Annotated in this window: 21 protein-coding genes; 12 read left to right on the forward strand and 9 right to left on the reverse strand. The window is 27.2% G+C overall.

The window, feature by feature from the left end; all coding sequences use genetic code 11:
- The first annotated feature begins 326 nt into the window (after window positions 1-326).
- On the forward strand, window positions 327-1,490 hold the full coding sequence (locus BHAMNSH16_RS03370; RefSeq protein ID WP_008728498.1) for an MFS transporter: 1,164 nt from the start codon (window positions 327-329) through the stop codon (window positions 1,488-1,490).
- 52 nt (window positions 1,491-1,542) lie between these two features.
- Here the strand turns inward: BHAMNSH16_RS03370 and BHAMNSH16_RS03375 are convergent, their stop codons facing one another.
- Complete coding sequence (locus BHAMNSH16_RS03375; protein WP_008728497.1) at window positions 1,543-3,486, reverse strand: heavy metal translocating P-type ATPase; 1,944 nt, start codon at window positions 3,484-3,486, stop codon at window positions 1,543-1,545.
- Window positions 3,473-3,871 carry an ArsR/SmtB family transcription factor gene (locus tag BHAMNSH16_RS03380; RefSeq protein WP_069732225.1) on the reverse strand — a complete coding sequence of 133 codons (399 nt, stop codon included), beginning with the start codon at window positions 3,869-3,871 and terminating at the stop codon, window positions 3,473-3,475. Before BHAMNSH16_RS03380 ends, BHAMNSH16_RS03375 begins: the two co-directional genes overlap by 14 nt.
- Window positions 3,872-4,477: 606 nt before the next feature.
- On the opposite strand from BHAMNSH16_RS03380, the gene BHAMNSH16_RS03385 reads away from it, so the two are divergent.
- The 4 genes from BHAMNSH16_RS03385 to BHAMNSH16_RS03400 all read left to right on the forward strand — a co-directional run bounded on the left by BHAMNSH16_RS03385 (window position 4,478) and on the right by BHAMNSH16_RS03400 (window position 9,642).
- Window positions 4,478-5,017 carry a hypothetical protein gene (locus BHAMNSH16_RS03385; RefSeq protein ID WP_008726865.1) on the forward strand — a complete coding sequence of 180 codons (540 nt, stop codon included), beginning with the start codon at window positions 4,478-4,480 and terminating at the stop codon, window positions 5,015-5,017.
- Window positions 5,018-5,435: 418 nt separating this feature from the next.
- Entirely contained in the window at window positions 5,436-7,415 is a 1,980-nt protein-coding gene (locus BHAMNSH16_RS03390; protein ID WP_069732226.1) for a DUF4954 family protein, read from the forward strand.
- Between the two features lie 28 nt (window positions 7,416-7,443).
- Window positions 7,444-8,313, forward strand: a complete 870-nt coding sequence (locus tag BHAMNSH16_RS03395) for a 50S ribosomal protein L11 methyltransferase (protein WP_008730053.1) — start codon at window positions 7,444-7,446, stop codon at window positions 8,311-8,313.
- A 30-nt stretch (window positions 8,314-8,343) separates the two neighbouring features.
- Window positions 8,344-9,642 (forward strand): glutamate-5-semialdehyde dehydrogenase, encoded by a 1,299-nt coding sequence (locus tag BHAMNSH16_RS03400; RefSeq protein WP_008730051.1) that lies wholly within the window; start codon window positions 8,344-8,346, stop codon window positions 9,640-9,642.
- A 203-nt stretch (window positions 9,643-9,845) separates the two neighbouring features.
- On the opposite strand, the gene BHAMNSH16_RS03405 is transcribed toward BHAMNSH16_RS03400, so the two are convergent.
- Complete coding sequence (locus BHAMNSH16_RS03405; protein WP_008730049.1) at window positions 9,846-10,208, reverse strand: hypothetical protein; 363 nt, start codon at window positions 10,206-10,208, stop codon at window positions 9,846-9,848.
- 454 nt (window positions 10,209-10,662) lie between these two features.
- Between BHAMNSH16_RS03405 and BHAMNSH16_RS03410 the strand changes: the two genes are divergently transcribed.
- Genes BHAMNSH16_RS03410 through BHAMNSH16_RS03425 form a run of 4 tightly spaced genes read left to right on the forward strand, consistent with a single transcriptional unit; the run spans window position 10,663 to window position 14,174 of the window.
- Window positions 10,663-11,427 carry a ParA family protein gene (locus tag BHAMNSH16_RS03410; RefSeq protein WP_008727187.1) on the forward strand — a complete coding sequence of 255 codons (765 nt, stop codon included), beginning with the start codon at window positions 10,663-10,665 and terminating at the stop codon, window positions 11,425-11,427.
- Between the two features lie 30 nt (window positions 11,428-11,457).
- Complete coding sequence (locus BHAMNSH16_RS03415) at window positions 11,458-11,961, forward strand: GNAT family N-acetyltransferase (RefSeq protein WP_008727186.1); 504 nt, start codon at window positions 11,458-11,460, stop codon at window positions 11,959-11,961.
- Window positions 11,962-12,002: 41 nt separating this feature from the next.
- Window positions 12,003-12,959: a ParB/RepB/Spo0J family partition protein gene (locus BHAMNSH16_RS03420; protein ID WP_069732227.1), complete on the forward strand. Its 957-nt coding sequence runs from the start codon at window positions 12,003-12,005 to the stop codon at window positions 12,957-12,959.
- A gap of 9 nt (window positions 12,960-12,968) precedes the next feature.
- Window positions 12,969-14,174 (forward strand): DUF4384 domain-containing protein, encoded by a 1,206-nt coding sequence (locus BHAMNSH16_RS03425; protein ID WP_069732228.1) that lies wholly within the window; start codon window positions 12,969-12,971, stop codon window positions 14,172-14,174.
- A 57-nt stretch (window positions 14,175-14,231) separates the two neighbouring features.
- On the opposite strand, the gene BHAMNSH16_RS03430 is transcribed toward BHAMNSH16_RS03425, so the two are convergent.
- From BHAMNSH16_RS03430 to BHAMNSH16_RS03450, 5 genes are all read right to left on the reverse strand, one after another.
- A complete protein-coding gene (locus BHAMNSH16_RS03430) occupies window positions 14,232-14,921 on the reverse strand; it encodes a hypothetical protein (protein ID WP_008732607.1) in 690 nt (229 codons plus the stop codon).
- Window positions 14,922-15,165: 244 nt separating this feature from the next.
- Window positions 15,166-16,209 carry a hypothetical protein gene (locus BHAMNSH16_RS03435; protein ID WP_069732229.1) on the reverse strand — a complete coding sequence of 348 codons (1,044 nt, stop codon included), beginning with the start codon at window positions 16,207-16,209 and terminating at the stop codon, window positions 15,166-15,168.
- A 15-nt stretch (window positions 16,210-16,224) separates the two neighbouring features.
- A complete protein-coding gene (locus BHAMNSH16_RS03440; protein WP_008727598.1) occupies window positions 16,225-17,040 on the reverse strand; it encodes a TIGR00282 family metallophosphoesterase in 816 nt (271 codons plus the stop codon).
- A gap of 5 nt (window positions 17,041-17,045) precedes the next feature.
- Window positions 17,046-18,575, reverse strand: coding sequence for a ribonuclease Y (gene rny, locus BHAMNSH16_RS03445; protein WP_008727600.1), 1,530 nt, complete (start codon window positions 18,573-18,575; stop codon window positions 17,046-17,048).
- A 112-nt stretch (window positions 18,576-18,687) separates the two neighbouring features.
- Entirely contained in the window at window positions 18,688-19,227 is a 540-nt protein-coding gene (locus BHAMNSH16_RS03450) for a rubrerythrin family protein (RefSeq protein ID WP_008727601.1), read from the reverse strand.
- 198 nt (window positions 19,228-19,425) lie between these two features.
- Between BHAMNSH16_RS03450 and BHAMNSH16_RS03455 the strand changes: the two genes are divergently transcribed.
- The 3 genes from BHAMNSH16_RS03455 (at window position 19,426) to BHAMNSH16_RS03465 (ending at window position 21,344) form a co-directional block, all read left to right on the forward strand.
- The gene (locus tag BHAMNSH16_RS03455) at window positions 19,426-20,055 is read left to right on the forward strand and encodes a cytidylate kinase-like family protein (protein WP_008727603.1); all 630 of its coding nucleotides are present in this window, start codon (window positions 19,426-19,428) and stop codon (window positions 20,053-20,055) included.
- Window positions 20,056-20,122: 67 nt separating this feature from the next.
- Window positions 20,123-20,623 carry a DUF2262 domain-containing protein gene (locus BHAMNSH16_RS03460; RefSeq protein WP_008726340.1) on the forward strand — a complete coding sequence of 167 codons (501 nt, stop codon included), beginning with the start codon at window positions 20,123-20,125 and terminating at the stop codon, window positions 20,621-20,623.
- 112 nt (window positions 20,624-20,735) lie between these two features.
- Window positions 20,736-21,344: a DNA alkylation repair protein gene (locus BHAMNSH16_RS03465; protein WP_008727605.1), complete on the forward strand. Its 609-nt coding sequence runs from the start codon at window positions 20,736-20,738 to the stop codon at window positions 21,342-21,344.
- Window positions 21,345-21,621: 277 nt separating this feature from the next.
- Here the strand turns inward: BHAMNSH16_RS03465 and BHAMNSH16_RS03470 are convergent, their stop codons facing one another.
- Window positions 21,622-22,872 (reverse strand): chloride channel protein, encoded by a 1,251-nt coding sequence (locus BHAMNSH16_RS03470; protein ID WP_039954035.1) that lies wholly within the window; start codon window positions 22,870-22,872, stop codon window positions 21,622-21,624.
- Window positions 22,873-22,904 lie beyond the last annotated feature (32 nt).

Raw genomic sequence — 22,904 nt, forward strand, 5'->3', positions numbered from 1 at the left:
ATAAATTTTTTATTTAAAAATATTTTTGTTAATGAATTAGAATATATTAAATTATTTATTCTATATAATGCTAGGTGCGATGCGATGCGATGCGATGCGATGCGATGCGATGCGATGCGATGCGATGCGATGCGATTACCACCATTTTATTCTCCTAATTTAAGATTAAAACTATGATATAATAATTTCTGCTTAATGTCAAATAAAAATTATACATACACAAAAAAAGTATATAAACATAATAGAATTATAAAATTATTTATATAATAAGTATTAAAAAAAATTATTTGTATTATAATATAAAAATCAATTTATGGAGATTTAATATGTTTAATCTTCTTCTTACTATTATATATTTATCTTTTATTAGTTTAGGACTTCCAGATTCTATTCTTGGATCAGCTTGGCCTACTATGTATAAAGAATTGAAAGTACCTATTTCTTATGCCGGTATAATTTCTATGATTATCTCGGCAGGAACTATTATTTCTAGTTTGCAAAGTGATAGGCTTACTAAAAAATTTGGTACAGGAAAAATAACTGCATTTAGTGTTGCAATGACCGCTGTAGCACTTTTTGGATTTTCTATTACTCATTCGTATTTATTTCTTTGCATTTGGGCTATACCTTATGGATTAGGTGCAGGAAGTGTAGATGCTTCTTTAAATAATTATGTAGCTCTTCATTACAAAAGCAAACATATGAGCTGGCTTCATTGTATGTGGGGGATAGGTGCCACAATAGGACCTTATATAATGGGATATGCACTCATTAATAATAATTGGAATGCAGGATACAGATACATATCAATAATACAGATTGTTCTAACCGCTATTTTATTTTTTAGTCTTTCCTTATGGAAGAAAAATGATGAACAAAATAAAGAAAAAATAAATACAAAAACTTTAAACTTAATAGAAATTATAAAAATATCCGGTGCTAAAGAAATTATGATATGCTTTTTTTGCTATTGTGCTATTGAGTCTACTACGGGACTATGGGCAAGCAGTTATTTAAATCTATATAAAAATATTGATATAAAAACTGCAGCTTCTTTCGGAAGTTTATTTTATATAGGAATAACTGTTGGAAGAGCAATATCCGGATTTATAACAATGAAATTAAATGATAATCAAATGATAATTTTAGGTGAATTATTAATTTTTATAGGAATAGTATTAATGATTATACCTGCAGTAAATATTGTATCTTTAATAGGATTTATAATCATAGGTTTAGGATGTGCTCCGATATATCCTTCTATAATACATTCAACTCCATATAATTTTGGGGCAGAAAATTCTCATGCTATAATAGGAGTGCAAATGGCTAGTGCCTATATAGGTACTCTTGCCATGCCTCCATTATTCGGATATATTGCCAATCATATATCAATATCATTGCTTCCTATATACTTGATGATAATTTTAATATTGATGTATATTATGCATAGATTAATGATAAAAAAAACAATAAAAAATAAAAAATAGAGATGCATATATAAAATAAACATCTCTATTATACTTCTATCAATACTATAAATTAATGCTCACATCCGCAATCACAATCAGTAACTTTTATATTGCAGGATTTAGTATCTATATTCAAGGTATCATCTTTTTCTCCTAAAGGATAAAGAAGTCTTAAAGCATTTAATACCACTATTACAGTTACGCCTGTATCAGCAAAAATAGCAAGCCACATACTAGCAAGTCCTAAAGCTCCTAATATAATAGCTGCAAATTTTATTACTAATGCTAAAAGTATATTCTCCCAAACTACAATATAATTCTTTTTTGCAAGTTTTATAACAGAAGCAACTTTAGAAGGCTTATCGTCCATAATAACAACATCAGCATTCTCTATAGCAGCATCAGAACCAAGACCTCCCATAGCAATACCTATATCAGCACGAGCAAGAGAAGGAGCATCATTTATACCATCGCCTACAAATATTGAAGCCTTAGAATCTTTCATCATTTCTTCTAATACATTCACTTTATCCTCAGGCAAACATCCTCCTTTGAATGATTGTATATTCATCTCTTTTGCAAATGCTTCTACTCTATTAACATTATCGCCGCTTATCAATGCAGTTTTTATATTCATTGAATTTAATAAATCAATAGCTTCTTTAGTATCATCTTTTATGCTGTCATCGATAAAAAATCCGCCGGCATGTTCATAGTCTACCGCAATATGAACATTAATATTTTCTTTTATTTCTGATATTTCAATATTATTCTGTTTTAATAAATCAACTCCTCCTATCAATATATTTTTACTATCAACCACAGCTAAAGCACCTTTTCCGCTTATATCTTTATGATTTGAAATTAAACTTTCATTTATAATACCGTTATGATGATTTTTATAATGCTCTACTATTGACACCGCTATAGGATGAGAAGAACCTGTTTCAGCATAAGCAGCATATTTGAGAAGAGTTTCATTATCGTATACACCCGTATTGTATATTTCTCTTATTGAAAATTCACCTTTAGTGAGAGTGCCTGTTTTATCAAAAATCACTTTATCAGCCTTAGCAAGTAAATCTAAAAATACCCCGCCTTTAACCATTATTCCAAATTTAGAAGCCCTTCCTATAGAGGCAAAATATGTTAGAGGAATACCAACCATAAAAGCACAAGGACATGAAACTACAAGCAAAGTTAAAGATCTTTGAAACCAATTAGAAAAAACCTCTCTACCGTATATTAATGTAGGTATAACTGTAAGAAAAATTGCCCCAAATACCACTATAGGGGTATAAACACCTGCAAACTTGCTTATAAACTGCTCAATATTTGCTTTTCTATTTTGAGAATCCTGAACAAGCTTCAAAATTTTAGCAATAGATGATTCTCCGTAGGCTCTTATAACTTTTGCTTTGATAGTGTTATCTCCGTTTATAGTGCCGGCTAGAATTTCATCATTAACTTTAACACTTCTAGGCATACTCTCTCCTGTTAATGCCTTAGTATCAATCCAGCTTTCACCCTCATATATAACAGAGTCAAGAGGTACTTTTTCAAAAGGATTTATTATTATATTATCTCCGACATGAACTTCTGATATATCAGCCTTTTGCACATTTCCATTTTCTCTTATAATGTTAGCACTATCAGGTCTTATAGCCATTAATGCCGCTATTGTTCTTTTTGATTTATCAACAGCCATATCCTCAAAATATTCGCCTACTCTATAAAATATAAGTACAGCTAAAGCCTCAGGAAGTTCATGAAGTATTATGGCTCCTACTGTAGCAATGCTCATAAGGAAACTTTCACGCATGAACTTACCTTTAATGAAATCTAAAGCAGCATTTTTAAAAACTTCTCTGCCCAAAATAAGATACGGTATAAAGAAAATAATATATTCTATAGTACCATGTATATTTTTATGCAGGCTGTATAGTAATACTAATACTACAAGTCCTAAAAAAATTTCTGATAAAAATAAAAGTCTTTCTTTATTCTTTAACATGTTCATACCCCCAAGTATAAATTTTTTCTATATGTTCATCATCAAGCCTGTAAAAAACATGAAGTCCTACCTTTCTTTTCTTTACCACCCTAGCCTGCCAAAGCATCTTTAAATGCTGCGATATAGAAGGCTGCTTCATGTCGAGTAAAGATGATAATTCATGTACGCATAATTCTTTCTCGCTTAATGCTGATATTATCTTTAATCTTGTAGAATCAGAAAATACAGAAAAAAATCCTGCCAAAAGCGAAAACTCTTCATCATTCGGAAGTTTTGGTATTAATGATGATATATTTGAATCTTTTGTACTTATCTCGCAATCATCATCAGTATTTAAATATTCCTCATCAGAAGTTTCAGTATATTTTTTTATATTCTTTTTCATATTGCCTCATATTTATATAAGTATATTATAATATAACAATATACTTATATAATAATAAAATCAATACAATAAATAAAATTTTTTTAAGATTTTTAGTTTTTTTCAAAAAAATTATGTAAAAAAGAAAGTAAACATTATTTAACAAAAGATAATGTTTTTTATACTTTTACAAATAAATATTACACTTGAACATTTTATGTAATAATTCAATTTACAAATTAAAAACAGTGATTTTTTAATTTTTATTTCTAAAAACATATAATCAATAATTATATTTTTAATGTAATAAGCACAAATAATTCATATTCAAAAAAAAATAAAAAAAAACGAATAAAAAATAATATTTTTACAAAAAAAATATTTTCTAAGTATTGACATAAAAGATAAAGCCGTCTAGCATTTTAGTATAGTTAAGTTAGAAACATTGATAAAAAAATAAAACAATATGTTTGTAAAGTTAGATTACTAATACAGTAAAGAAAATACTTTACAAAAAACAATCAATCACATTATAAAAATCTAATAAAAAATCAAATGTTTCTAAATCCATTTTGAAATAGACATTAGCAATAATGTTTATAATATTTTTTATAAAGGAGTTCGTATATGAACAAAAAAATTTTAACACTATTTTTAGTAGTTGCATTTTCTGCAATATTTGCAGTAAGCTGTAACAACAAAACAACAGATCCTGTAAAAGATTCAAACACAGGAACAACAACTGCTTCCACACCTACATCTGCTGACCCTCAAAAGAAAGATTTAGGAAAAATAACAGCTTCAGCAGGTACAGAACTTAAAAAAGCTGCTACTATAGCATCAATAGCAACTAAAAAAACTACTGATGAAACTAAATCTGTTACTTTAACTCTAACATTAGATCCAAAAGTTGATGATGTTAAATATGATATAAAAGCTGTAAAAAGAGAAGTTAATAGCGATGATAATAGTAACCAAGTTAATACTCAATTAGAAGGAAAAGTTGCTTCTTTTAAATATGACGGAACAAAATTAACTTTGGCTAAAGATACAACTTTAGAAAATTTCGAAGCTACTAAAACAGATTATTATAAAGTTACAATAACAGTATCTAAAGAAGGATATAACCCTAAAGATGTTGATGTATATGTAAAATTAGCATATTAATAATATGTTATAAATAAGGCAAGAAAAAACATGCCTGCCATATAAAAAATTGAATTTTAAGGTGTGAGTATATAAAAGGTACTTGCACCTCTATTTAAGAAAACAATTGATTTAATAAAAATAATAAAGTTAACCTAATTAAAAAAGATTTTTAGTTGGTAGGAATATGATAAAAAATATCCCTACCATATAAAAAATTGAATTTATTTCATCATATAGCTATATTCAAAAAAGTCAACATCCAAATAAAATTTTTTTCAATAAATAATATACATAATAGCAAATTATTTATTTTTAATATATAATCTGTAATATTTTTCATTTTTTAACGAATTTTGATTTTTACAAAAATTTTACAAAAAATCATAAAGTTAACATAATGACTAATAAATAATGGAAAAAAGGAAAACTTTTAATTATGTATATTTTCAAAAAACAGGACAAAGATTTTAGAAATCTCACAAATGAAGAAATAAACTTTCTTAAATCTCAGGGCTGTTCTTCTCAGTCTTGGGATAAAATACTCATCAAAAATGTAGATTTAAGCAGAATAAAGGATGTTCAGTTTTATGGCAGAGTAAAAATTAACTCTCTTAATGGAAATGTTAGATATCATAAAAAACTTAAAGTATTAGCTTCCATAAACAGAGCTGCTTTAATAAATGTATATATAAATGGAAATGTTTATATTAATAATGTAGGAAGATTTATAGAAAATTATAAAATAGAAAATGGCGTCATAATAGAAAATGCAGGTTCTATATATATGGAAGGAAAAAGCAGTTTTGGCAACGGAGTTGAAACCTCACCTATTATGGAAGGAGACGGAAGAAGCGTAAAAATATTTAATAGACTTAATTCTCATATAGCATATTTAGTTGCAATATACAGACATGAAAAATTAATGCGTGAAAAAATTAATAGTATGATAGATGAATATGCCAAACAAAAAACAAGAAGATTCGGGAAAATAAAAAAACATGCTAAAATAATAAATGCAAGACTTATAAGAAATTCTTTAATAGATCCCTATACCACTGTAGAAAATGCAGATGAAATCAGCAATACAACGGTAATCAGCACAAAAGAATGTCCTTCATATATAGGAACATCTGTTATATTAAAAGATTCTATCCTTCTTAAAGGTGCAAACATAACAGACAGTACGGTAATAAAAAAGGCTTTTATAGGTGAAGGAGTAAGACTCGCAAGACAATTCTCATGCGAGGATTCTCTTTTATTTGCTAACTGCGAGGGGGAGCATGGAGAAATGTTTTCTATATTTGCAGGTCCTTATACAGTTACTCATCATAAGGCTACTCTTTTAATAGCAAGTCATTTTTCATTTTTTAATGCAGGAAGCGGTACTAATCAAAGCAATCATATGTACAAATTAGGACCTTATCATCATGGTTTTATGGAAAGAGGATGCAAAACAGGAAGCAACTCTTATATTTTATGGCCTTCTCATATAGGGGCTTTCTCAACTGTTATAGGGGCACATTATGATAATGTTGATACTTCAGATTTTCCTTTTTCATATATAACTGAACATGGATATCATCAGACAAGACTTATACCTGCTTTAAATTTATTCGGTGTTGGGCTTTCAAGAGATGAAAATAAATGGAGAGACAGAGATAGAAGAAAAGGAGATAAAAAAGATTTAATAATATTTGATGTATTTAGTCCGTATACTGTATCTAAAATGATTAAGTCTGAAGCTATATTAGAAAAAATAAAAAAAGAAAAAAATAATAATGGAGATTTTTTAACATATAAGAACATGATTATAAAAATATCTTCTTTAGATAAATATTCAAAAAGATACTCCATAGCAATAGATTTATACTTGCATAACAAAATACTTTCATATATAAAAGACTCTAAAAATATAGATGAGATAGTATCAAATTTAGAATATGATAAAAATAATGTATTTGAGAAGTGGTCTGATATCGGAGGACTTATATGTGCTAAGGATAGAGTTGATAATATAATAAAAAATTTAGAAAATAACAAAATAAATGACATTAAAACATTAATTGAAGAGTTTGAAAAATTATACAATATATATTCTGAAGATGAAAAATCTTGGGTAATGAATATAGTTAAATCAAGATATAATATAGAAAGTATTAACAAAGAAACTATAAAAAAATTATTAAATGAGCATAAAATATTATTAGAAGAAGCGTATAATATATTTTATAAAGATGTTGAAAAAGAGTATGATACAGCAAAAATGGTAAGTTCCGGTATTGATGACAAAACTGTTATGGAAAAAGATTTTGAGGCGGTAAGGGGTAGAGTTAATGATAACACTTTTGTAATAAAATATAAAAAAGATATGAAAAATAAGATCGAATCTATTAACAATATTATTAATATATTGTAATATATAGAAAATCATTATTGGAGTCATTATGTTAATATATTCATTATCTATAAAAACAGAAAGAGGATTTGAAGATATAATTGAAGCTGTTATAGAAAGCGGTAAATTAAATATATTGGGGTTTAATACAGAGTTCCCTATAAAAGAAGAAAATATTTCTATAGTTAATATATACAATGAAAATGAGGATATATTAAAAAATAATTTAAATATAATAGAAGAAAATATTAAAGGCATAGCAGAATACACTTATAATATAGAAAAATTAAAATCTGAAGAATATTTAACTTCATATATGGACTTTCTTAAACCTTTCAATGTAGGAGATGTTACTATAGTACCGAATTTAAAAGATTTTTATAATGGAGAATGTGAAAATCCGCTTTATATAGCAAAGCAGTATGCATTCGGTTCAGGAACTCATGAAACCACATCGCTTGCTCTTGAAATGATTTATGAATATGCAAATAATAACGATATAGCTTCAAAGAGTATTGCTGATATTGGATGCGGAAGCGGTATATTATCATTATTCGCTTATAAATTAGGAGCAAAAAATATTACCTCTATAGATATTGATAATGATGCTGTTCATTGTACTCTTGATAATGCTGATTACAACAGTATAAAACTTGATAATGTAATACTTGGAAATGCAAGAGATTTAATCAATTTGAATTTAAAATTCGATTTAGTAATAGCTAATATTGAAACTGATATTTTAATAAATATTCTGCCGGATTTAAAAGAATTATTAAAACCTAGTTCTACATTAATATTATCAGGAATTTTACTAGAAAAAGAATCCTATATGATTAATGCCATAAGAGAAAATAAACTAAATATAGTTTTAAGAAAAAGAAAAAATGATTGGGTATCAATAATACTTAATCAATAATTAAATTATAAACATATTAAGGAGAATAATATGCAATTAATAGATTTAGTAAAAAATGCTAAGGAAGCAACATATCAATTACAATCGCTTGATACTGATATAAAAAATAAAGCATTGCTTGAAATAGCAAAAAAAATAGAAGAAAATAAAGACAAAATATTCGAAGCTAATAAAAAAGATTTGGAATACGCTCAAAAACTTCTTGATGAAAATAAAATTTCTAAATCAATGTTTAACAGATTGAAACTAGATGAAAATAAATTAATAGATGTTGTATCTGGTATAAGAGATGTTGTTAAACTTGAAGACCCTATTAATAAAGTATTATTAGAAACAGAGCTTGATGACAATTTATTATTAAAAAAAATATCCTGCCCTATTGGTTTAATTGCTGTAATATTTGAGGCTCGTCCTGATGTTATATCACAAATATCTTCTTTATGCATCAAGTCTTCAAATGCCGTTATACTTAAAGGAGGAAGCGAGGGAGAAAATACCAATAAAGCAATATTTAATATAATAGAAGAAACTCTAAACAATATAAAAGAATTTCCAAAGAATTCTGTTAATTTAGTATTCACAAGGGAAGACATAAAAGAATTATTATCAATGGACAAATATATTGACCTTATAATACCAAGAGGCGGAAACAGTTTAGTACAGTATATAAAGTCAAATACCAATATTCCTGTATTAGGTCATGCTGACGGTATATGTCATTTATATATAGATGAATCTGCCAATCAGGAAAAGGCATTAAAAATATGTTTAGACTCAAAAGCACAGTATCCAAGTGCATGCAATGCTGTTGAAACTATACTCATAAATAAAAATATTGCTTCAGAATATTTGCCAAAACTTTATAAGCTGTTTAAAGAAAATGAAATAAAGATGAACTCAGATGAAGAAGTGAAAAAAATATTAAATACTCAAGATATAGGTGAAGTGAAAGAATGGCATTTAGAATACGGCGACAAAGAAGTATCATTAAAAATAGTAAAAGACACAGAAGAAGCATACAATCATATAAACAAATACGGCTCTCATCATACAGACTCAATCATATCTGAAAATAAAGACAATATAGAAAAATTTATGACTTATGTTGATTCTGCTAATGTGTACTGTAATGCTTCTACAAGATTTTCTGACGGATTTAGATACGGTTTCGGTGCGGAAGTTGGAATATCTACAAACAAAACGCATGCAAGAGGACCTGTAGGTTTAGAAGGTTTAACAATATATAAATATAAAATTTTCGGCAGCTATCAGATTGTATATGATTATGTGAGCCATAGAGCTAGTTTCAAGCATAAGAGAATAAAATAAAATATAAAAATTGTTAGTACCTGCTATTCGTTAGAATGGCAGGTGATATTTAACTAACAATTTTTATTAGCAATAATAAAATATTATGTGAGCCATAGAGCTAGTTTTAAGCATAAGAGAATAAAATAAAACATTAGAATAATAAAAAACAAGCTGATAATTTCAAATATATCAGCTTGTTTTTTTATTCTCAAATATTTTGTTTAGCTTACTTTTTCAAAATAATAAGTTATCCCAGATACACTTCCATAACTTATTTCACATTCAGTATCACTTATAAAATGAAATGTAATATTTCCTAAAATCGGAAGATTAGGTATAACTAACTCATAATAACTTCTTTCATTATATTTCTCCCTACTCCAATTTTCAATATAATGACTGCTGGATGAACCATCGTCATTATAAAAAGTTAATATACCATCATAAGAAATAGTAAATCTTTGTCTGTAATTATCATTATTTCTCCAAGTACCTCTTAAATCATAAGGTCTGAATTTTGATGCTGAGTTAAATAATGATGAGCATGATGTCAAGAATAAAGATGTTAATGAAAGAAGTACCATTAACAATATAAATTTTACAATTCTTTTTTATTAATCATATAAACCTCCTATTTATATTGTAATAATAATACAATATACCCCATTATGATATATATTATATAATACTTTGTCAATACATCAAAAAAAAAAAAATATATAATCTAATATAATTATAATTTTTAACATAAAATCAAATATATATAAATTTAAATATTTTAATATATAATATTAAAACTGTAACTTTTTTGTTATTTTTGTCAAAGTCCTAATTACTAAAGTTAAACTATTGCATAATAATAATCACTATATACAAATATAAAATTACATATATTTCATTAGACAATACTCAAATTAGTTAATTTATATATTTTATACATTTTTGAATATAAAACTATATAATAAAAAACTTGATAAAATGCCCGATTTTGATATAATAGTATAATTTCATGATAGTTTTTAGTTTAAGGATATATTTATGTCTAAAGTTATAGCTATAGTCAATCAAAAAGGCGGAGTTGGAAAGACAACTACAGCAGTCAATCTAAGTGCAAGTATAGCAAAAATGGGTCATAAAACACTTCTTATAGATATAGACCCTCAGGCAAATGCTTGTTTAGGGGTAGGCGTTACAAGAGATAAGATGCAAAAAAGTGTATATGACATATTAATAGGACAGGCTGAAGCAAAAGAAGTAATAATGCCTACATATCAGGAAAATTTATTTCTAATACCAGCCGACTCAGATTTGGTAGGTGCTCAAATAGAACTTGTAAATGAAATAGCTAGGGAATATAAATTAAAAAAGGCTGTAGAAACTATAAAAAATGACTATGAATATATTATTATAGACTGTCCCCCAACTTTGGGCATATTAACTCTTAATGCATTAACTGCCGCTGATTCTGTTCTTATACCTATACAATGTGAGTTTTATGCTTTAGACGGTGTTGCTGAACTTAATAATACAATAGCACTTGTAAAAGAAAATCTTAATAAAGAATTAAAAATAGAGGGAGTTCTTCTTACTATGTATGATGCCAGAACTAAATTAGCTTCAGATGTAGTTAAAGAGGTTGTCAATTTCTTTAAAGAAAAAACTTATAAAACTATGATACCTAGAAATGTAAGATTAAGCGAGGCTCCTTCTTACGGTAAAGCTATAGGAGATTATGATAAAGATTGTGTTGGGGCTAGAAGCTATAAGGAATTTGCCAAAGAGTTTATTGAGAAATCTAAATAATGATAATTTTTATATGAGGATATTTATGGTATGAACAACATTATTTTAAAAGATGTGAAAAAAGAAGATATTTTTATATTTAAAAATAAATTACAAGAATCATTCATATTTGGAGCTAAAAAATATTTTGGAGAAAATATTACAGATAAAATTCCTGAAGAAAAAGATATTGATGAATCTTTAAATATGAATAGTGTATATTCTTATCATTTAGTTCTTGATAATGAAAAAGTTGGCGGAGCAATAGTAGAAATAAATAATGAAACTAATAATAATGAACTTCATTTCTTTTTTCTTTATCCAGAGCATCAGAATAAAAAAATAGGATATTTATCTTGGAAGGCTATAGAAAATAAATATCCTAAAACAAAAACTTGGACATGTTATACTCCATATTTTGAGAAACGCAATATAAATTTTTATGTAAATAAATGCGGTTTTCATATAGTTGCTTTTTATAATCAATATAATAAACTTGAAGGAATAGATAGCGGTCCTGAAGATTTTTTTAAATTTGAAAAAGTTGTAAATTAATAATATAATTATGTTAATTAAATAAAATTAAGAGGGTTTATATGAGCAGAAAAGGCGGACTTGGCGGTCAGGGTTTAAGTGCATTAATAAAATCTACTGACACTGAAATAAGAACAGCAGCTGAAGAAGCAGAAAAAAACGGAGTATTAGAAATAGATGTATCACTTATAGATGTTAATCCGGATCAGCCTAGAAAAGTATTTAATGAAGAAGAAATACAGGGGCTTGCCGAATCCATAAAAGAAAATGGACTCATAAATCCTATTACTTTAAGAGAAAAAGACGGAAAATATCAGATAATATCCGGAGAAAGAAGATTCAGAGCTTTCAAATTTTTAAATAGAAACAAAGTTCCAGCATTAGTTCTTCAAAATATAGCCGACTCCAAAATGCTTGAGCTTACATTAGTTGAAAATATACAAAGATCCGATTTAAATGCCATAGAAGTTGCAAGAAGCTATAAAAAATTAATATATGATTTGAATATCAAACAGGAAGAATTAGCTTTAAGAGTAGGAAAAAGCAGAAGTACAATATCAAATTCAATGCGTATATTAGATTTAAGCGAAAATATACAAAACTTAATATTAGAATCTAAAATAACAGAGGGACATGCAAGAGCTATATTATCATTAAATGATGAAAATGAAAGAGAAGAATTTGCTAAGGAAATAGTAGAAAAAGGATACTCTGTAAGGGAATGCGAAAGAATAGTAAAAGAAAGAAAAAATAATATTTCAAATAACTCTAATAATGAAGAAAGTACAGAAAATAAAAGTGAAATAAAAAAAGAAAATAAGAAAGACCCTAATATAAAAAAATTAGAAAATGATTTAGAAAAAATATTCTCTACTAAAGTTAATGTCATAGATAAAAATGGAAAAGAAGGTAAAATAATTATAGAATACTATAGTTCTGATGATCTATCCAGAATAATGGACATGCTTGAAAAAGTATATGAAAGAGAAAATGGAATAAAACCCACTCTTGAATATTAGGAGCAATTTTTGAAAACGGCATTAAAATACATTTTAATTATCACCATAATAACATTAAATCTTTATTCAAAAGAAACTTTACTTATAGCCACTGTAGATTTGGACCATAGTTTAAGAGCCAATGAACCTATGAGAAAAGAGTTTGTAAGAACAATAAATAGATTTGCTTATCTCAAACAAAAAACTTCTATTTCTGTAGACAGAGAAAAGAAAAAACTATTTTCTACAAATAAACTTAGTTTAGAAGATGGATTAACAGTTGCATCAAATCTAAAAGTACAGGCAGTTATAATAATGGATAGTGAAAAAGTATTAAAAGCAACAAATACAAATAATAATAATAATAATAATAATAATATAACTATTAATTCAAACGATATCAATACGATGTTAAGCAATTATAATATTACAAATACCATGCTTAGTAATGATATTGTACTTACAAATGAGATAAAAGATTTAGGCGATTTAATAGAATACGGAATAGGAGAGAAAACAGAAAATATAGATAAAGACGGAGAAGAAAAAAGTGATGAAGAACTTTATGAGATTAGATATAATTTCAAAGTTATAGATATGGCAACAGGTGATACGCTTAAAGAATATAAATTAAAAAATCAGTCTGAAAGTGTATCAATTCTGCAGGAAATATGCACTTATTTAGAATTTCATTTATCCAACCTATTATTTAAATCTATGGAATCTCCAATAAACGGTATATATTTAAATTTTAGGATAGAAAGAATCACATTAGAAAATAAAACAAATGTAATAAATAATCAAGGGGAAATAATAGAAGGCGAATCTTTCACTCTAAATTTCAGATCAAATGCTGAAGGTTATTTATATATTTTTGCATTTCAAAATGATGGAAATGTAATATTAATGTTCCCTAATGACTTTAATAATTTCATAAAAAATAAATATAAAAATAAAATAGAAGCTAGAAAAAACTATGTAATTCCTCCTGAAAATTCTAAATTCAATATAAAAATAAGACCTCCATTTGGAGAAGATGCTTTTTACTGTTTATACACAAAAAAAGAACAGCAATGGATTAGAGGTGAATATTTTAAAGGCGACGGCTTTCAAATGTGTCAAAAAAATAAAATCGGAGAATTTACAGATAAATTGAAATATAAATTAAAATTCATTAATTCTAACGATTGGCATATATCAAAAGTATATTTAAAATCTATTTCAGAAACAAAATAAGCTATCACTTTATTAAGTAATAGCTTCTTTGTTAATAAAACTTTTCGTATATAAAAATTATTTATAGATATATTTACTATTGTAAAGAGGCTGATATCTGTTTTCTTTATCTAAAAATGAATCGAGATAAAAATCATATAAAACAATTGTGCCGTCATCCATTACATGTCCAACAGGATCATACTTATAAAAAGGCATAATAGAACCTTTATATTTTACTGTATCTGAAGGTCCCCATTTTGTAGGCACATCAACTCCGAACACTTTATCTTCTTCTACAGGAACACCATATATATACACATATTTTGTATATATATCTACAGCTACCAATGTATTATCCAAAGATATTATTCCGCCGCCCTTTCCTGTAAATCTATAAAAATAAAAACGTTTCATAGCATTAGCATTCTCTCTGTTTCTTTTCTCTGTATATAGAGGATTATATCCCCTGTACTGATAGTATGTCATAGATGATATGAAAAATATACCTGCCTTTGAATTTTTACCCTTATATGAATATTCTTTTATGCTAGTATCAGAAGACTCCCAATACATATTTTCAGTTTTATCTACAAATCGTAATGTTGGTACATTATCCCCGCTGAAAGTAGCAACTAAAAGCCAATCTTTAAATTTTGAAGAACTAAAATTCGGATTATATGATAAATCTCTTTCTATAGTTTCTTTAGAAAATAAAAATAAACTATTTATAAATATAAATAATAAACAAAAAAGTATTTTTTTCATAAATCAACTCAAAAATCAATAAATATTTAATTTTTATAAATTCATAATACACCAAATAATATTTAAGTAAATGTCAAAAATACAGTATATAATATAAATTTAATATAAATTAAAGAAAAAATAACTTTTCGATATATTTATCATACATTTCACACAAAAAATACTACATTTTAATATTATTGTTGCTGAATTAGCGGACATTTTTTATTTTATGTCTTATAAACAGTTTCTTATATAGAATATATTATTTTTCATTATCTGAATTAAGTTCTATATATTTTACATCATCTTTATTTTCGTTTTGATTATTATCAGGATTAATTTCTATTAACTTAATATCCTCTTTATCATCAGATACAGAATTATTTTTATCTTCAGAATCAGTTTTTTTGCCAATATTTTTTAATTTTCCATAAATGATTACAAAAATAAGATAATAAATAATAGACATTAAAACAGCAGATAAACTGTAAGGTATCAAAGACATATTATTATTATATACTGTATTAAATAAATAGTTATAACCATAAGGGAAAAGTATATATAATAATAATATTAATGGAATAGTAAGAAAAAGCCATAATTTATTTTTATAAACTTTATCAGCAAATGAATATGATATAATAATCGTTAATATAGATATGGTAGTCAAATATGAAACAGTACCTCTATCTAATTTAGCATTATTATAATCCAATTCTAAGAAATTCATTATAATTATTCCGCATATAGAAGTTAAAAATATACCTATCATAGTATACAATATTGCAAATAATAATTTAAGAAAAAATACTCTGCTTGAAAATTCTTTTTCAGTATGAGGAAGCATTTCTACAACCCAAAGTATTATAGAAAAAGAAAAAGTTTGAATAAGAAGTTCCGGTAAATTGTGCAGATGAAATTCAATAGGAAGCTGAGTATATATTAAACCTTCTATAGAACTTGGTGCTGATGAAGGGGCTGCAATAATACCTATACATACAAATATAAGCCATACTATAAACCAGCCAAATTTGGAGGCTATAAGTTTTCTAAGCGGAAATAATGCAATAGCTATGAATATTGCTCTTATAGGCTGCAAAAATGGACCTATAACTGTAAGAGGAGATTCAAAACCTCTCATAAAATTGACAACTATATCATTGCTATATATACTGCTGTAATCAAACATATTAGAAAATAAAATGCCGAAAACTATATAGGTTAAAGTATGAATGACGGCAACTTTTATATAAAAAATAAAAAAATGTCTGAAAAAAATTTTAGGATTATTCTCATTTTCTTCCATAAAATTCTCTCTGATTTATTTTTCCTGTCTTTCTACAATATCATTATGATAAACTAAATTAACTCTTTTAATAGAAATAGCCTTTCCTGTAGAACTATCAACCTGAACTATAATACCATTAATCATAGGACTAGTAGTTTCAACTTCAAATCTATGAGGCATTTTGGTAACAAATCTAGCAATAGCAGGCTCTTTTTTCATTCCTATAACAGAATTATAACTTCCACACATACCCAAATCTGATATATAAGCAGTGTATGATGATAATATTTTTTCATCTGCAGTTTGAACATGAGTATGCGTTCCAAATATACATGAAACTTGTCCTTCAAGATAATAGGAAAAAGCTATTTTTTCCGCTGTAGCTTCTGCATGGAAATCTATAAATATAATATTAGTTTTTTCTTTTATATGTTTAATTGCAAGATTAGCCTTTTTAAAAGGACAATCTAAAGGATCCATAAAAGTCCTTCCCATAAGATTAATCACGCCAATCTTACAATCCAACATATCATATATATAATAGCCAAGTCCAGGAGCATCACTAGGATAATTATACGGACGAAGCAGACGATGCTCATTTCCTATTAAAGCAAAAACATCTCTATTATTCCAAATATGATTACCAGAAGTAAGTACATCTATACCGGAATTAAAAAGTTCTGCTGCTGTATCTCTAGTAATGCCTATTCCATTGGCAGCATTTTCACCATTTGCTATTATAAAATCTATATTATTTTCTAATTTTATCTCTTCTAAATGCCTTCTAATAGCATAACGTCCTGTAACGCCTATAATATCGCCAAGACATAATATATTTTTCACAGACATTTTATTTACCTTGCAACTTCAACTGCTCTAGTTTCTCTAATAACAGTAACTCTAATTATACCCGGGTATTTTAATTCATCTTCTATTCTTTTAGCAATATCTCTTGCTATCTGTTTAGCATGAACATCATCTACCATATCACTTTTAGCCATAACTCTAAGCTCGCGTCCTGCCTGTATAGCAAAAGATTTTTCAACCCCCTCTATACTATCAGCAATCTTCTCTAAATTATCCAAACGCTTAATATAGCTTTCAAAAGATTCTCGTCTTGCACCAGGTCTTGCCGCACTAATAGCATCAGCAGCCTTTACTATTACAGCTTCAACTGTCTGAGTATCAACATCATTATGATGGGCTCTTATAGCGTTTACAACCTCTTCTTTTTCTCCGCATCTTTTAGCCAAATCAGCACCGCTCATAGCATGAGAACCTTCGCCTTCTGTTTCTATAGCCTTTCCTATATCATGCAAAAATGCACTTCTCTTAGCTAAATCAACATTAGCCCCTATTTCAGCAGCTATCATAGCGGCAATATTAGCAACCTCTTTACTATGGGCAAGCATATTTTGTCCATAACTAGTTCTATATTGAAGACGGCCCATATGTCTGATTAATTCATGATGCATAGTAGTAAGATTCAAATCTACAATAGCATTTTCACCAGCTTCCATTATAGAATCCTCAACCTCTCTCTTAGTCCTCTCAACAACTTCTTCTATTCTGGCAGGGTGTATTCTTCCATCCAATATAAGTTTTTCTAATGAAACTTTAGCTATATGTTTTCTTACAGGATCAAAGCATGATATTACAACAGCTTCCGGAGTATCATCTATGATAATATCAACACCTGTAAGCGTCTCAAGCATTCTGATATTTCTTCCTTCTCTTCCTATGATTCTGCCTTTCATTTCCTCACTAGGTAAAGACACTGATGTTACAGAACTTTCCTGAGCCACTTCACTGGAAAGCCTTTGTATAGTTTGCACTATAATTTCTCTAGCCTTTTTTTCTCCTGTTTCTATGGCATTTTTTTCTATATTATCAACTATTTTAGTAGCAGATTTTTTAGCATCTTCCTCTATATTTTTAATCAAATCAGCCTTAGCTTCTTCTTTAGTAAGCCCTGATATTCTCTCAAGTTCTCTTTCTGCTTCTTGTATTACGAAACTTAATTTATCCTCCTGTTCTTTTATTTTTTTCATTTTATTCTCAATATTATGTTCTTTATTTTCCAAATATTGGGACTTTTTATCAATGTTAGCCTCTCGTTGTAGCACTCTATTTTCTAATTTCTGAATTTCAGCTTTTCTGTCTCTATTTTCGCTTTCTAACCTATTACGTTCTTTCTGTATTTCAGAATTAGCTTCAGAAAGTATAGTCTTTCTCTCATTTTCTGCTTGCTCTCTTGCACTTTGGAGCAATTTATGTGTTATTATCTCCGTAGAATTAAGCTTTATTTTAGCTATAACAAAACGGGTTATATACCCGAAAACAAACGCAACTACAACAGAGGTGATTATTATTACTGGATTCATACTTCACCTCTTTAATTTTAAATTATTTTTTACAATATTATATTATTTAACATAAATTTATTATAAAGTCAATAATATATTAATTATAAAAATAACAAAAAAAATGCTGTTATTAATATTTTTGAAACATTTTTCCGGAACCGCCGCAAGTTTCACAAGTTTCAGGGGCTTTATCCCTATAAATATTACCGCAGCTAGGACAAAGATAAAAAGTAACATCTGCATCTTTATTCAAGAAATTATCTATAATGTCTTGGAAAAGTTTAGCATGCTCTGTTTCAACTTTACCCAATGAATTTACTGTATCGCTAGCCAATTTATTTTTCTGCTCTATGGCAACCTGTGCCAATTGAGGATAAAGTATAGTAGATTCATAAACCTCTCCTTTTATACCTGCTTCTAAATTTTCTTTATCTCCTGCAGGTTCAACCGGATTGAGTTGAGGTACAAATTTACTCATATCTAATCCGCTTCTCAAAGCCAACTTTCTCATTTTTTCGGCATGAATTTTTTCTGCCAATGATGTTGTTGAGAATACTTTCTGAATAGCTTTATTGCTAGATGCTTTGCCAAATAAACTATATCTATTTGCAGCATTTGATTCACCTTGAAATATTTGATATAAAACTTCTTCTAATGTTTTAGCAGCCATATTTATTTCCTCCAAATTATATATTTATCTTAAAAAGAATAATTATTTTTTAATATTATATTCCCAAAGACATTATATCAATTAATCAAAAAAAATCAAACCATTTTTCCAAAATATGGAAAAATTACTATACATTAATATGGATTTAATTTTTTTTTGTATTATAATAAAAAACATTAATTTAAAAATGGAATTATTATGAATAATATTATTATAACTATAAGCAGACAGTACGGAAGCGGAGGAAGAAATATAGGAAAATTAATAGCGAATAAATTAAATATCAATTTCTATGATAAAGAATTCATAGAAATAGTGGCAAAAAGAACCGGCATGAACAAACAATATCTAGAAAATATGGAAGAAAAATTCACTAATGATAACCTTTTTTTTAGTGCATTTCATAAAGAACATTTCTCAAGCCCCTTCTCAGGACATATAAAATACTCCACTTTGGATAAAATGTTTGAAATACAGAGCGAAGTTGTAAAAGATATAGCAAATAAAGGAAATTGTGTAATAATAGGAAGATGTGCTAATTTTATACTTAAAAACACAAAACATAAATGCTTTAATGTATTTGTACATGCACATAATAAGAGCAGAATAGAAAGAATCAAAAAAGAATATGGAATATACGGAGTAAAAATGGAGGAGGCAGAAACTCAATTAATAAATACGGATAAATACAGATCTAATTATTACAAATACTACACTGGTATGGAATGGGGAGATATGGTGAATTATAATCTTACAATAGACAGCGGTTGTTTCAGCGATGAAAATGTATGCAATATAATAATAGAAGCTGCTAAAAAAAGAATATAAATACTTGAAAATTAACAATATATTAATATATTTAAAAATAAAGATTTATAAACACAAGAGGATATTTATGAAGAATAAGATTATAAAAGATTTTTATGAAAATGATTACTTTTCTTATGAATCTGACTGCGATTTATGGAATGATGAAAAAATATCATTATTAATAGATTTCGGAGAAGAAGCAAATAAATCCGAAATGCTTATAAAATATATAGATAAAATAAATGAAATATTGAAATGGATTGATGAACATAAAAAAAATGTTACAGATTTTCTTATAGATAAACAATGTTTGGAATTAGCACAAGAATGGGTAATAACTAATGAACAAATAGATGAAAACACATATAAAAATCAATCCGGAGAATTAATAACAATACCTATAAAAGAAGAAGATTTTTTTAATGCTATATATATAGATACAATACTAATAGATTTTGATGAAGATGAAACAAGACCTGATACTACATTACATATACTTTTTGAACCTGATTATTTTAAACATCATTCATTGATAATATATATTGACGGAGAAAGGAATATAGAATACGGAGATATAGCCGGATAATATAAATAAAACAAAATATATATATTTAATTAAATATATATTTTTCAATCTAAACTTCAAATCATAATTGTCATATTACAGGAGAATATAGCTGAAAAAATACATTAAAAATTTGGAAATAGAATTTTCATCAATAACAAACGGATTTAAAGAAATAGAAAAAAAGGCATTATCTGATTTAAAATCTAATAATAATTCTTATATTAAAGAATTAGCATACTCGGCTTATAAATCAGATTCGTATCAAGTAAGAATGTACTCAGTATTTTTATTTGGTTATTTATCCGAAAACAAAGAAATTCTTAATTTTATGAAGGATATAGTTTCTAAAGATAATAATTGGAGAGTTCAGGAAATATTGGCAAAGTCTTTTGATGAACACTGTAAAATATTGGGATATGAAAAATCTATAGCAATTATTGATGAATGGCTGAATGATACTAATCCTAATACAAGACGCTCTGTAACTGAAGGTTTAAGAATATGGACGAGCAAACCATACTTCAAAGAAAATCCTAGTGAGGCGATTAAAAGATTATCAAATCTAAAACAGGATAATAGCGAATATGTTAGAAAATCTGTAGGTAATGCTTTAAGAGATATAAGCAAGAAATATCCAAAATTAATTGAAGAAGAATTAAACAGCTGGAATTTAGAAATAAAAGAAATAAAACAAGTTTATAAATTAGCAAATAAATTTATAAAACAATTAAATATATAATACTTGTTTCAAAAATCAATTCGTTATTATTTATACTTTTTTAATTTAATATTTTTTAATTATAGTTGGAAGTATACTGCCTACTTCTTACCACCCGCTTCTTTTGTGATGCTGTCTGTCTCGCTATGCAAGCGAAAGACTGCATATTTCTATACTGAAAAAACAAGATATACAATAACATTATATTTCATAATTCTAAAATTAATCTTGTAAAGTACTTTTAAAACAAGTATGCTAAATAGATAAATAGCCTCGTATATTTATTACAAATAAAATATCAATCATTATGATCGTATATAGAAGTTACTCCCAATACCTTAGCAACCATGTACGATATAATGGCGACTATAACCAGAGCTGAAAAGTTTGAAATGGAATTTGATATCTCTAGTATCAATATACATACCATTATAGGCGTTCTTGTAACACCCGACATAAGTGATGTTATGCCAAGAAGTATAAATAAATCTCCGTATACAGCATAATCTGGAAAATATTTAATAAGGAATATATCATATAAAGAACCTATTGAAGCTCCTAATATAAATGTTGGAAAAAATACTCCGCCGACAGCTCCTGATGTGGCACATACAGAAGTATAAAAAAGTTTAACAAATATAAGTACAAAAAGCATAGAAACAGAAAATTTATCTTTAACAATACTTCCTATGAGCAAATCGCCGCTTCCTAAAACATAAGGAAAAAACATTATCATTAAACCGGCAAGTAAAAAAGCAGGCACTGGACGAATTATATCATTATTAATTTTCTGATACATTTTAGAAAAGAAATTCATAAGATAATTTAATATAGAAGCAAGTACACCGCACATTATACCGAAAGGAAGTAAAGATATATAATGTCTTACCTCAAGTATTTTAGGCAAATTAAAATTAAGTATAAATCCCTGCCCTACTATATGCTCCACAACTAGTATTGAAGCTATAGATGAAAAAACTATGCATACAAATACTATATGGTTTTTCTGCTCTCCAAGCTCTTCAAAAGAAAAAGCAATACCAGTAAAAGGTGCACTGAAAGTAGCAGTCATTCCTGCACAAGCACCTGAAACAAGCAAATATCTTCTATACTTTGCCAATTTAGAAAAGTATTTATGAAAGAAAAGCCCTACAAGCATACCTACATGCATAGAAGGACCTGCTCTTCCTAATGAAATACCGCTTGCAAAAGATATCATACTGCCGAAAAGTTTGAATAAAATTTCAAAAAATATATTTTTAGGTTCATGCAAAGATATATAATATTTTATTTGAGGAACTCCTGCACCTCTTATTTGCGGGTACTGAGTTAATATATAACCTATAAGACAGCCCATACTTATAAGAAATACAAAAAGAAGAATAGGATAATACCATCTTTCAAATATAAAATTTGAAACATAAAATACATTGACACTTAATTTATATAATATGATTCTATATATAGAAATTATAAATCCTACTACTGCACCTATACAGGCTGACAATACAAAAAGTTTTATATATTTAATTTCAAAATTCAAGTTCATTATTCTAATCGTTGTTTTTATTTTTTATATGT

Origin of the sequence: Brachyspira hampsonii (genome assembly GCF_002214805.1) — a bacterium.
Taxonomy (GTDB): domain Bacteria; phylum Spirochaetota; class Brachyspiria; order Brachyspirales; family Brachyspiraceae; genus Brachyspira; species Brachyspira hampsonii.